The organism is Dictyobacter arantiisoli (assembly GCF_008326305.1).
GTDB classification, from domain to species: domain Bacteria; phylum Chloroflexota; class Ktedonobacteria; order Ktedonobacterales; family Ktedonobacteraceae; genus Dictyobacter; species Dictyobacter arantiisoli.
Genome location: NZ_BIXY01000003.1, coordinates 1 through 13628, shown reverse-complemented (window position 1 = coordinate 13628; position 13628 = coordinate 1). Strand labels below are relative to the sequence as shown.

Genomic DNA, 13628 nt, shown 5'->3' with positions numbered 1-13628 from the left:
AGGTTATAAGTGATAGCGGTCAGTGCACACTAGAATTTTATAAATAACTGCCTACTATAGTAGGCCCAGTTGAGTCGAAATAGCGAGAGGAACAGAGGGACAAATTCAACAAAACAAGGGTAAAACGTCCCTCTTTTCGACTTGTATTTATCTATAAAAACCCATACAGTATAGTTGGTATGGTATTTATAATCCCATGGCTAAACATATGCTTTTGAGGTAGCTTCATTCTCAATCGAAAGTAAGGACTGACATGGATCTGCTATCAATAGCGAGAATTTTCAAAAAAAGCAGTATATTTAGAATTATTCATTGACGCGCCCATAAGTAGAGTATAAATAGGATAGTTATATGCAGCAACCATTTCATCCACCGGAGTTTCCACTGCCGCGCTCGCGGAGAAACCAATCCAAACGGGCTCTGCTTGAGGAGATGGATAAGCAGACCGGGAATATTCCCACCGGAATACTCAAAGGTACGCAGACAGCAACAATCCCCGCCGCGTCCGAGGATCCTACCACGGATGAGATCAGCAAGCAACAAAAGGAACAGGCGCTTGCCGTCACACAGGGACAGGAGGCTGCTCCTGCCGCTACGCAACGCAATACGGATGCTTTGTTATCCTTGTTCACCTCGCAGGCCACACAACGCCCTATCACAGGCCCGCTGACTGCACCCATTGCACAGGATGTCTCAGACACACACAATGGGACGATACAGGCGACAATAACCAGGGAGGCACAGAGCACCCCGGCAACCGAGCAATATGCGACAGCGGAAGCACTGGCAGATGCACCTATCACTGACGAGCATCCTGCTGAGATTCTCGCTGGCGATCCTATCACTGACGAGCATCCTGCTGAGATTCTCGCTGGCGATCCTATCACTGACGAGCATCCTGCTGAGATTCTCGCTGGCGATCCTATCACTGACGAGCAGCCAGATGAAACAGCAACTGAGCAGAAACAGGATGTCAGTGAGCAGAAAGAATCCGAGTCGCCCTTAGCACTTGAAGAGACTACGATTGAGGCGTTACAGCAACAGCCGGACCTGACAAAAAAGCGGTTCTCCGGTATCAAGAATCTAACCGCCAGTGTTGCTCCGGCGCAGGGACCAATCACCCCGGTCAGTAACATGGAAAGTCTTGTCAGTACTGAGACCACTGGTGGCGTAGCATTTCTACCGATGCGCAAGAAACGTTTTACTCTGACAGTCCAGGTAGCAGTAGCAGCGGCAGTGATTGGCTCGCTTATTTCCTACTCTTTACTGCCATTCAACAGCCCGCTGCAAAGCGTCTCGCTACGCGGTGTGCCAGCATCAGCACCTGTAGCATTCTGGGATCTGGCCACGGGTCATCCAATCACCAATCTCAGCACGTCAACCACTACTGGCGGTCACAAGTCTCAGACAACAAACCATAACAGCCATCAATCTGGTAAACAAATCCAGGCCTCCACCAACCAGCAATCTCCGAACCAACAAAGCGGAAACACACCAACTGGTTCATCCTCCAATACTACCCATAGCGGAGGTGGCAATGGATCGGGTGGCACTTCGAACAATCCTGGCTCAAATACAGGCGGTTCAACAACACCAGCAACGACAAGCGGTGGAACGACATCAGCAGCACCGCCGCCAACTCCCGTGCCACTGATTTCCGACCTGAGTAGCTCTTATCAGGAATACAATATTTTTACAAACCTGAGCAACTATGGCAATCTCGACTGGATACATTGGGGGCTGAATGGTGTTAACACCGCAGTTGACCGCAAAGCTGGCGTGACCCCATTGATCAGTAACTTCTCAGAGGCAATTGGGTCACATATCTATCCAGACCAAAAATGGCCCATCGATTTTGGATGGAATGATGGCAATCCTGATGGTGCGGTCGGAACAACAACATCCGCAATCTATTGTCATACCCTGGGCAACAGTTGGACGATTACTGTGCCAGCCAGTACCTCCTGGCGTACGCTGCGCTTCTACGTCGGCGCATATGAAGGTCATGGGCAGATGACAGCCTCCATGCAGGGCGCATCGACCTATGTCGACAGTTCGCTCAACACGATAGGTTCTTCCTATCTGTCGGATAACGCAGTCTATACCTTCACCTTCCGCTCAAATCATCCAGGTACCCTGCTGGTGCTCAACTGGAAATTGATTGGAGAGAATACCTCAATCGCAAGGGGGGGCCTCGAAATCGAATCCGCCTCCCTGCAAGGCTAACCCACCATCCAGTCCAAAAGGGATCAGTATCATTACAATGGTGCTGATCCCTTTTTAAACATCTATTCGCCCTATGATTCATTTTTTGCTTTCACTTATCCCTCTAGCATGATTGACTCTCTCGATATCATTTTTACAGAGGCCTACTCTATTTCAGGCATACTGCCTGGCGTCTCAACGCTGCAGTAGCGTAAATGCCAGCCGTAAATGCCGATTTTGATCCGCAGATAAGAAGATGCAAATACGGCTACTATGCCACCCCACTATCTGGAATAAACACTTCAACCTGAAATATGGACAGCGTTATTGCCGGATAAGTTCATGAAAAAACCCTTTATCTACTATTGATTTTTCATCTCCACTTATCCATTCAGCATGCTTGACCTCTTAAGTATCATAACAGTAAAGTAGTTACAGTATTTTTGGATGATATAGGTATCATATTTTTATTTTTTAATGTATCATTTATAGTAATTAGTGTCACAGGAGCACTAAGAATCTAGCCTTCTACAAAAACCAGATTCTGCCTTTCCGGTAGAGGGAGCAGTTAGCATGAAGCCAAATAATGCATTGCGTAAAGCGCGTAAGAAACAAAATTGGAGCCAGCAGATGCTCGCACATGAACTGAGCACGACGCGTCTCACCATCAATCGCTGGGAACAGGGAAAGTCCTTCCCTGGACCTCACTTTCGTGCGCGCTTGTGTGAGCTGTTTGGATTATCTGAACTGGAACTGGGTTTAACACCAGAGCAACAGAACAGGAATGATGATTTATTCTGGTCTTTACCATTCGCACGTAATCTCTTCTTCACCGGGCAAGAGGAACTGCTGCAAAGATTGCATCATGCACTGTTACAGTCCACACAAGAGGCAGCCAGCGCACAGGTACAAATTATTAGTGGCCTGGCCGGTATGGGTAAATCGCAGGTCGCGCTTGAATATGCCTATCGATTTCGCGATCACTATTCTGCTATCTTCTGGCTACAAGCAGAAACGCCCACCACGCTTACGGCAGATATACTCAATCACGCCTCTCTGCTCGATCTACCAGAACAACCCACACAAACCTCTCAACAGGTGCATATGGCTTTTACGCATTGGATGCGTGACAACAATAACTGGCTACTCATTCTCGACCATGTGGAAGATCTAACTCTGGTACGTGAGCTATTACCCTTTGATTTTTCTGGTCATGTCATCATTACGACAAGACAACAGATTACTGGTCCATTTGCCTCCCGTATCGACATCACAGAAATGTCGGATGAAGAAGGCGCGCACTTATTGTTACGGCGCGCTAAATTGCTGGATTATCGTCAAACCCTTGCCCATGCGGAAGAAAAGCAGCAAGCATTAGCATTACAGATCAGCGGCGATCTGACAGGCTATCCCCTGGCGATTGAGCAGGCCGGAGCATTTATTGAAGAGACTGGATGCAGCCTGGCGGATTATATTAAATATATGCAACACCATGGCATAGCCTTACTGAAACAGGAACAACATGCACAATCTTCCGTTCACCATACGATTACCCATATACTGGGGAAAATAGAGCAGCGCTCGGCGATTGCGATGAATCTGTTACGTCTCTGTGCCTTCCTGGATGCGACTGCCATCCCCGAGGAACTCTTCTATCAAGATACCTCTCTGGCTGAACGCATCACCCCTGATAGGCATGACAAGATGTGGCAATTAGATACGGCTATTGCAACCTTGCGTACTACATCGCTCATCTACCGCAACACGGATACCCGTAATTTTCAAATGCACCGACTGGTACAGATGATCATACGTGAACAATTGAATAAAGAAGAACAACTGTACTGGCTAAAAGGTATCTTGCAATCGTTACAGCAGTTGTTTCCAACCAGCCATTATCGGGAACCTACCGTTGCAGCGCTCAGTGAACGCCTGCTCCCGCATGTGCTGGCAGCACTGGACCATCTGGAACGGCTCTCATCCGAGCCACCAGGTGTGGATTATGCTGAAATATGCGCGGAACTACTGTATACGGCGGCATGCTATCTCCGGTCTCAAGGCAACCACAAAAAAGCTGAACAATTATTACAGCGATGCCTCACTATCCGTATACAGTTGGTGGGACCAGAGCATCTCGAAATTGTTGCTCCACGCTTACAACTGGGACATATCATGCGGGAGCAGAAGAAACAACAAGAAGCTGAAGAATATTATCTCCTCTGCATTCAGATATGCAAAAATATCTATGGTACCAAGCATCCAGAGCTCATGCAGCCACTGTATGGCCTGGCGCACCTCTACTATGAGCAGCACAAATACAGGCAGGCAGCCCCACTTTATGCCCAGATACGCGCACTCTATGAACAGTCTCCACGCGCGCACCATCCCAATATGCAACAACTGCAAAGGGAATATCTCATGCTGCTGGACGATATCCGCAAGGAAGACGAAACAAATAAACGGCTCACGGATAGCGAGAATAACCAGGCAGCGCGGGAACATCCAGCCGATCAGAGCAATCAAAAATATTCTTCGCGATCCCCAGCCAAGCGCATTTAAGCTCGGCATAGTCAAATAATACATTTGATCAAGACAAGGGCAGCCATACACGATAAAGCGCTTCAAGCAGCCTCAATACTGCGTTCATAGCGTCAGGAACTTATGTAGTGTTTACCATAAAGAGCAAGAAAGCAGCCTGTAAAGGGCTTGATAGCTGACAATTCAAGCCTCATTTATATTAAATATATACATTTATTATAGCTTGTGTTGACTTCTATCCAGCTAAATGGTATATCTTGATTATATCCATTTTTCTTACGTTGTCCCACTCTTCTTCACAACTCTACAAATTCGCAATGTTGCAAATGGAACACGAAATACGTGCCAGAGCCGCCTCGATTCTATAGATAAGCCTAGAAAAGTTCCATAGGGATAGTGTAACAAGAAGGGTGCAACAAAGGAAAATTGCACTGCGCACTGACACCCTGATTCCCTGGTCTCTTGATGATTCGTACCCAAGGAGGCAAATGTGGCACTTAAACAAGAACCGATCCAGGCAAGTACACTCCCCGGAGGAATCGATGTCGATCAAGCAAATGTCGATAAGTTGCACAAAAACGCGATAGGATTGCCCGGTGTCCTCTATTTCTGTCTCGCTGGCTCCGCCCCCGTTTCAGCCATGCTCTTTAATGTCCCCACGATGGCATCACAGGCTGGAGCAGCTACCCCGCTGGTATTTTTACTTTCAGGCATCGCGCTCCTCTTGTTAGGAGCCTCAATCGTCTATTTTTCACGGCGTCTGACCTCGGCTGGTGGCTTCTATACCTGGGTCCGGCATGGGCTGGGCAAAGGGATGGCATTTCAATCGGGCTGGCTGATGATGGGAGGCTATGCCCTGTTTGAGGCGTCGATGCTGGGCGGCTTTGGTTCTTATACAAATAGCTCACTTGCAACCTATCTCCATTTTCAAATGCCAGGCGGATGGGTGACCTATGCGTTGATCGGTGCCGCCTTGATCTTTTTCCTTTCCTATTTCGACGTCAAGTGGTCGGTCTATGCGATGGCCCCCTTTATGATCCTTGAAATGGGCGTGCTGATTGTGCTGGATATCGCTATTAATATTCATGGTGGCGCATCCGGTCATGATGTCGTGCATACCTTTACAGCGGCTGGCGCGAACTTAAAGAATGCGGCGCCGGGCGGCATACTGGGCATTGGCGTGGCGATGGCGCTGGGTGTCTGGTCCTGGGTTGGTTTTGAAGCCGGAGCGGTCTATGGTGAAGAGGCACGCAATCCACGGAAGGCAGTCCCTTTTGCCGTCTTCGCAGTGATCCTCATCCTGACATTGCTCTATACCTGGACCTCATACTCGGCCACGATTGGCTTCGGCTGGCTCCATTCCATCGATCAACTGGGCAATCTGACCGCTACCACGCCTGCTTTCTATCAGTTAGCCAATACCTATACCGGAGGTCTGCTGGAAGCATTGATGATTATCGCGATCAGCACCAGTTCTCTGGCCTGTGCACTGGCCTTCCACAATGGCATGGCCCATTATCTCTATGCGATGGGACGAGAAGGAATTCTGGGACAGGTCTTTGGCAAGACGCATCCCAAATATCACAGTCCCAATATCGCCATCATTACACAAACCATCTTTACGCTGCTGGTAATCCTGTTCTCAGCCTTTATCCTACAATCGACCAGGCCGAACACCAGCGGGGCCTATAGCTATTCATTCGGTATCGGAGATGGCAAGAACTTTACGCAGATTGATGGCTTAGCCATGTATGGCTGGCTGGCAATTATCGGGACTATCGCCTTCGTGGTGGTCTACATTACGATTAATATCGCGGCGCCCACGTTTGCTATCCGCCATGACAGGCAGAACTTCCGTGTTTTCACCCATATCATCGCCCCCATACTCAGTAGCCTGGTCTTATTGATCCCGCTGGTCTCCTTTATCATGCCAGCCATCCCTGGACCGATTGGCTCTTACTTTACAGGGCTGGGCTTCGCGTCCACGCCCTTTCCGCTCAATATCCTGCCCATCTTCGTAGTCGTCTGGCTGATCATCGGGATTGTCTACGCCAACTATGTAGCTCGTCGAGCCCCCGAACGCTATTCAGCCATTGGACTGATGATACGTACCGATGTCCATCCTGAAGCGCTAGAAACTGTAGTATTGGCATCTGAAACCGTATGATCGAAAAATAGGGAGCACCATTATGACCGATCTTCATCAAGCGCTACCAGTCCTGGCAACAGCACAGGTTGCGGCACATCCTTTGGATCAACTTTCGGGAGCAGAGGTTGCGCTGGCGGTCCAGATTATACGCCAGCAACGCCAACTCGATCAACGCGTCAGATTTGTTTCCGTCAATCTACATGAACCAGCCAAAGAGGTTGTTTTACAATTCACAGCAGGCTCGCCCATTGCACGTGAAGCGCTGATCGTACTGCTTGATAATCTGGATGGCGCAACCTATGAGGCTATTGTCTCGCTTAGCGAGGGTCACGTATCATCCTGGAAACATATTCCTGATGTGCAACCACCGTTTCTGCTCGACGAATTTTTTGAATGCGAACAGGCCGTCAAAACAGATGCCAATTATCAAGAGGCGTTGCGTAAACGTGGCATCACCGATTTGGATTTATTGATGGTCGATCCCTGGTCGGCTGGTTACTATGGGGATAAAGATGAGAAGCGACGGCTTGCGCAAGCGTTGACGTGGGTGCGTTCCACGCCCGGTGACAATGGTTATGCTCATCCGGTACAGGGTTTGATTGCCTTTGTCGATCTCAATACGATGGAGGTTGTGAGCATTGTGGACAATGAAATCGTGCCGCTCCCACCAGCACCAGGAAACTATACCCCGGAAGCGGTGGGACCGCTGCGCACAAGTATTAAAACGATTGATATTCAACAGCCGGATGGTCCCAGCTTTAGCGTCGATGGCTATGCCGTTCAATGGGAGAAATGGCATTTGCGCATCGGCTTTACGACCCGCGAAGGGCTGGTATTGCATACCGTAAACTATGAAGATCAGGGAAAGCTACGCCCGATTATCTACCGCGCCGCCCTGGGCGAGATGGTGGTGCCATATGGCGATCCAGGCAGCGAACATAACCGTAAAAACGCCTTCGACATCGGGGAATATGGCCTGGGTATGCTTACCAACTCGCTGGAACTGGGCTGTGATTGTCTGGGTCATATCCACTATTTTGATGCCAATATGACCAATAGCCACGGCAATCTATTCACCATTAAAAACGCTGTCTGCATGCATGAGGAGGATCATGGCATTCTCTGGAAACATGTTGACTGGCGTACCAATCAAACCGAAGTCAGGCGCTCACGCCGCCTGGTGATCTCCTTTATTGCTACGGTCGGCAACTACGAATATGGCTACTTCTGGTATCTCTATCAGGACGGCACGATTGAATTTGAGATCAAATTGACGGGTATCATGAATACGGGAGCCCTGCCTCCAGGGGTAAAGTCTAAATACGGTCAATTGATTGCTCCACAACTGTATGCGCCAATCCACCAGCATATCTTTAATGTGCGCCTGGACATGATGGTGGATGGCCTGAACAATTCTGTTTATGAGGTAAATACCGTCAGCGAACCCGGCGGACCAGCCAATCCACATGGCAATGCCTACTATGCTGAGGCGACCCTGCTGGAGCATGAGCTGGCAGCACAGCGCACCATCGAACCACATAGCGCCCGCTACTGGAAAATCACCAATCCAGAGAGTCGCAACGCCCTGGGAGATCCTGTGGCGTACAAACTCATGCCAGGTAGCAATACTTTTCCCTTCGTCCAACCGGACTCGTATGTCGCACAACGTGCTGGTTTCATCCAAAAGCATCTCTGGGTCACACCTTACCAGCCCGAAGAACGCTTCCCGGCCGGAGAATATCCCAATCAGCATAAAGGAGGGGCAGGACTACCCAGCTGGACACAGGCAGACCGCTCGGTTGAGAACACCGACATCGTCGTATGGTATACCATGAACATCCATCATATCCCCAGTCCCGAAGACTGGCCGGTCATGCCTGCCCACTACATCAACTTCATGCTCAAACCCGTCGGCTTCTTTGATCACAATCCAGCCCTTGACATACCGCCATCCGAGCCCAAACAAGGCCACTGCTGCGCACACACTGCCTGACGAAAATGATCGAAACCCTCCTCCAACGTGGATGTTGGCTAATAGGTGAGCATGGTGAGAGGGATCATATGATCGATAATTTATGGGCGGAGTTGGTCGGTGTCGATGTCTGGATCGACAACTTTGAGGACCTCTACGGAGTAGAAGCCAGCGTCCAGGCGATGAATGGCGTTAGTGACGGCGGCCAGGAGTTCTGCCGCTCCAGCCAGTTGATAGCCTGCCAGCGTCAGTTGAAAGTAGAGCGCATGCAAGAACAGGCGTGTATTGTGATAGGCACAGATGTCAGCCTGACGGGCAAAACGCGCAATATTTTCCCAATTTAAGGATTCCTCGACTACGGATAACTGGCGACACCACCAGCGCCAGAATGAGGACTGAATGTGATTACGGGTCAGGGCTGCAATCACAGCCAGCGCGAGGCGCTCGTCCTCAACAGTAATATAGACATGCTCAACTGGAGTTGTGATCTTTTCAGCAATGGCGCTGAGGATCTTTTCCAGTTCATTGGTATCTACATAACGGTTGCGGGCCAGGACACCCAGCAGATCGCTGGCATGGGCCACTGCGTGTATCCAACCTTTTCCCGCCACATAACCGCGCAGATCCTGTTCTTTGATCAGATAGTTGATGCTCTGCTCTACTAATTGCCGCACTTCAGATTCTGTTAAGAAAGGATGCGCGTTATCATATTTAATTACTTCAGATAGGGTTAAGGCGGAGAATGAACGCAACAGGACCGTATCGTCGCCCTGCTCTCCCAACTTCAGCTTGATATTCGCCAACAGTTGCACAATCATAGCTCGCAGTTGCTCAGGCGTATAAAGCCCCTGCTTGATCCAATTCTCCAGAGTGGTGTAGATATAGTAGTCGCGCCGCTCGGGATCGCTAGCACCCAGTGTGTGCAATAGCTCGTCGGTCAGCGGTTCAAGCTGATAACCGGCGGGAACGCGATAGTGATCAATAGCGATAGAACGCCAGAAAGCTTTGTCCATATTCATCCTCGTGGGCATGTTTTAGTATCAGCTTATCATATTCAGCCAGCCAGCAACCGCATCCTCTTCACAACCAGTCAATACCGACGCATCTCTTCCATTGAGAGATTAATGTGATCCATTCCGCCCCCAGAATAAACCCGAGCACGCTATAATACTCGCAAATTGCTTAGCATTTCTTACCAATTTTTTGAGCATCTTACTGCAAACTGGTAAGCAAGGACCGGCCAGATGTGAGATTGAGGGGGGTTATGAAACAGGATACACACCATTCTAGCAGTACATCCGTAGATGTAGTTACAACAACGCAGTCAGCCAACCGGGCACAGGCAAGCACACCTCGCTTTTTCTATACCACAAAAGTAGTTATTAGCATGCTACTCGCCGTGATGGTCGGGATTGGATCGCTCTCGATGAGCGTGATCGCTCATGCGAACAGCCGTCAAATCAGTGCTACCAATGCATCAACGGGCTTCGATGCTCTGGCACCAGATATCGCAAGCAATCTTGCCAGCCATGGTGGAAACGTCGGTGCCGTAGTCTATGATATCAACCGTCAGCAATACTATTCATATAATGGTTCCAATGCATATATCATGGCAAGCTCGATGAAAGTGCCGATTATGTTGACATTTCTGCATTCAATGGAACAACAGGGCCGCGAGCCAAATGCGAATGAACTCTCACTATTAACCACCATGATTGAAAATTCAAATAATGATTCCGCAACAGCACTTTATAATGAAATTGGACACGGCGCAGCAATCGCTAATTATTTGCAGAGCATTGGAGTAGCAGGCTTTACTCCAAATGACAATGCCTGGGGCTATAGCACCATGACACCACAAGGCATGGTAGACCTGCTGACACGTTTACAGAATGGGAGCGCCGTAAACGCCAACCATCGCACCCTGGCACTGAATTTGATGAGCAGTGTTGAATCCGATCAGCGCTTCGGCGTTGGAGATACCACGCCCGCCGGAACCAGTGTTGCCATGAAAAATGGCTGGGTACCCGGACCAGACAATCTGTGGGCCGTCAACACATCAGGTATTGTCAACCGTGGCAACCAAAGCTATATCGTTTCTGTCTATACACAGGAAAACCCAAGCATGGCGGCAGGACAATCCATTCTCGAACAGGTCTGTCAAAATATAGCCACCCATCTTCTGGCCTAGACCACACATCGTAGGATAGATCGATAAAGACGATCTCACTATAAGGACATAGTCATTCATAAAGGGATAACCCCACCGCAAGGATGGGGTTATCCCTTTGTGGTAAAATACAATGGATATCTGTTAAATTTATATACAATGCCTATTCTCCTTACACTATCATGCAGATTGATTGGAAGAGCTAAATGATCCCACATAAATATCTACTTTTGATTTATCAGGTGCCGAGCCAACCTTCAGCGGCCCGCGTGGGTATCTGGCGTGAGCTGAAGCGCCTGGGGGGCCTCTACCTGCAACAAAGCGTCTGTGTCTTTCCCCATACCGAAGCCCTGCTGGCCGCGCTACAAAAGATCACTGAGCGCATCGATGAACTCAACGGAACCTATCATCTCCTGCCGCTTACCACGCTCTCCGAGGAGGAAGAGACCAAGATTATCGATGGCTTTATCGCCCAGGCTAATCTGCAATATGATGAGATCATCGAAAATTGTGAGGTCAATTTCAAAAAAGAGATCGAGTTTGAGACGTTCCGCGAAAACTTCACCTATGCCGAAGCCGAAGAGATTCATCAGGAGCTGGATAAAATCCAACGCTGGTACGAGCGCGTCTTTGAACGCGACTGGTTTGGCGCTGGACAGAGTGACGACGCAAAGAAGAGTATCGAGGCCTGTGAAAAGCTGCTAGAAACATTTGAAGAGAAAGTCTTCTTAACGCAGGAGGCCGATGAATCCTCTACCAGTCCAGAGAGCAGCGAAAAGAAGAACCACCTGCATCCCCGCAGATTAGAGCGCCGCCACTCCTCATAATCCACCACACACTTTCATAGCTCGACTTTGTACATTTTTGAAAACGTGAGCTCGAAAATGCGTCACACTCACCCTTTTTCGCAAGCTCAAAAGCCTAAAAATGTACAAAGTCGAGCATAGAGAGTGTTTGATTCCCATCACCATCGGGATACCTGCTGGCAGGCGCAGGCGCGCCTGCGCCCTTTTTATTATGTGATGTAGAAAAGGTTCGAAGAACCTTTTCTACATCACATAATAAAAATCTGTTTGAGCACCATTGGTGCGAAAACTCATGCGCCAGGATGGCGAAGACAATGGGAATCAAACACTTTGATAGAGCGCTCTGCCAACCTTCATGTTGATGATTGCCAGAGCCAGCACTGTTTAATGGCGTTTGCTGCTATAGGCCTCTCGTGCCAATGTGGCAACCAGGCTAATGACCGTGATTATCACAAAGAGAGGCGCGGATATACTGCGTAAAGAAGTGAGCGCCCCTACATTATCAATCAGGAGCAAAAGCACCACAGCGATCAAGATACCGATGAGGATAATCATATCGCCAACAATAAAGTAATAGACAGCCTTAATAGGTTTCATAGCTTATCCTGTTCCTTTCCAATTCCTGAACTTACTGATTAAGAACGAGGTGCCGTCGCGGCCGATGAGGTGGTACGCTGCTTTGTCGATTTCAGCCAGAGCACGATCAAAACGTTGATAAGCAGATAGATCGCAGCCAGGATAGGCAGGAAGCCATCTGACAGCGGCCACGAACCGCCAAATCCCTCGACAGCCCAGAAAGTGCCAAAGGTTGTCAGCATAATACCAACCACAAACTTTAAACTATTTTCGGGAACTTTGGTCAGAGGAGCACGCACCAGAAAACCAAGCAGAATAACCAGTAGCCCTGCCACTACCGCGCCCACCGTAGCGGAACCGATGCCGCCCAGACCAGTCGTCGATTTTACCGCCGAGCTACTACCGAAAGTGATCACAATAAAGGCCACTTCCAGTCCTTCCAATAACACTGACTTAAACGACATCGCCACCGCAGCCGGTTGCAGCTTCTTAGAAAAAGAGACATCCCCACTCGCCTTCAACTGCGCCATCGTCTCCTCATAAATTGCCTCTTCATCGTGCAGAGACTTCAGGCCACTATAGCGCAACAAAGCTTTCTTAAGCCATTTCAAGCCAAAGAGCACCAGGATTACGCCAACCACAATGCGTAATAGCTCCAGAGGAACATATTGGACAATTGCTACACCAAACACAGCTACAATAACAGCCAGGCAGGCCGCAGCGGCCAACGCACCGACAATAGAACTTCGCCAATTAATCGTCACCCCAACCACCAGCACAATTGTAAAAGCCTCAACAAACTCCACAGCCGAAGCCATAAAAGAAGAGAGCGTAACGGCCCATTCCATAAAAAAAACTCCTTCACAATCCGCGCTAAAGCTATTATTCCATTCCCATATTGTAACACATACACAATGTAACAAGTGTGACTTTTAACAAGCACGCAATTTTTTAACAAAAATATAAGGCTCCGATAATCTTTATCCATACATTGCAGAACGAAGAAGGATGCAGACGCATCAGCGCCTGCATCCTTCTTCGTTCTGCAATAATATACTACACGGGTCACCCCGAATTGTTCGAACCGATGTTCGAACAATTCGGGGTGGTAGAAAAAGCAAGAGAAAAGAATGGATGATGCTCAATCCAGAGCCGGCTCAAGGCCCAACGAAGTCGATATAATGGTACGATGGTTTCTTTTAGCTTCTTTCC

General features: G+C 48.9%; 9 protein-coding genes. 6 read left to right on the top strand and 3 right to left on the bottom strand.

All coding sequences use genetic code 11. From position 1 onward, the window contains the following. Window positions 1–351 precede the first annotated feature (351 nt). The 4 genes from F1593_RS01705 to F1593_RS01690 all read left to right on the top strand — a co-directional run bounded on the left by F1593_RS01705 (window position 352) and on the right by F1593_RS01690 (window position 8885). Window positions 352–2226: a pilus assembly protein gene (locus F1593_RS01705; RefSeq protein ID WP_149399711.1), complete on the top strand. Its 1875-nt coding sequence runs from the start codon at window positions 352–354 to the stop codon at window positions 2224–2226. Window positions 2227–2778: 552 nt separating this feature from the next. Further along, window positions 2779–4764 carry a tetratricopeptide repeat protein gene (locus F1593_RS01700; protein WP_149399709.1) on the top strand — a complete coding sequence of 662 codons (1986 nt, stop codon included), beginning with the start codon at window positions 2779–2781 and terminating at the stop codon, window positions 4762–4764. 469 nt (window positions 4765–5233) lie between these two features. Next, entirely contained in the window at window positions 5234–6910 is a 1677-nt protein-coding gene (locus F1593_RS01695; protein WP_149399707.1) for an APC family permease, read from the top strand. A gap of 22 nt (window positions 6911–6932) precedes the next feature. After that, a complete protein-coding gene (locus F1593_RS01690) occupies window positions 6933–8885 on the top strand; it encodes a primary-amine oxidase (protein ID WP_149399705.1) in 1953 nt (650 codons plus the stop codon). Between the two features lie 80 nt (window positions 8886–8965). Here F1593_RS01690 and F1593_RS01685 read toward each other — a convergent pair whose 3' ends face one another. Beyond that, the gene (locus F1593_RS01685; protein WP_172631786.1) at window positions 8966–9877 is read right to left on the bottom strand and encodes a DUF2785 domain-containing protein; all 912 of its coding nucleotides are present in this window, start codon (window positions 9875–9877) and stop codon (window positions 8966–8968) included. A gap of 251 nt (window positions 9878–10128) precedes the next feature. On the opposite strand from F1593_RS01685, the gene F1593_RS01680 reads away from it, so the two are divergent. Then, window positions 10129–11055, top strand: coding sequence for a serine hydrolase (locus tag F1593_RS01680; protein WP_149399701.1), 927 nt, complete (start codon window positions 10129–10131; stop codon window positions 11053–11055). 185 nt (window positions 11056–11240) lie between these two features. Beyond that, on the top strand, window positions 11241–11861 hold the full coding sequence (locus F1593_RS01675; RefSeq protein ID WP_149399699.1) for a Chromate resistance protein ChrB: 621 nt from the start codon (window positions 11241–11243) through the stop codon (window positions 11859–11861). Between the two features lie 363 nt (window positions 11862–12224). Here the strand turns inward: F1593_RS01675 and F1593_RS01670 are convergent, their stop codons facing one another. Continuing rightward, a complete protein-coding gene (locus F1593_RS01670) occupies window positions 12225–12437 on the bottom strand; it encodes a hypothetical protein (RefSeq protein ID WP_149399697.1) in 213 nt (70 codons plus the stop codon). Between the two features lie 38 nt (window positions 12438–12475). Then, window positions 12476–13264, bottom strand: a complete 789-nt coding sequence (locus F1593_RS01665; RefSeq protein WP_149399695.1) for a COG4280 domain-containing protein — start codon at window positions 13262–13264, stop codon at window positions 12476–12478. Window positions 13265–13628 lie beyond the last annotated feature (364 nt).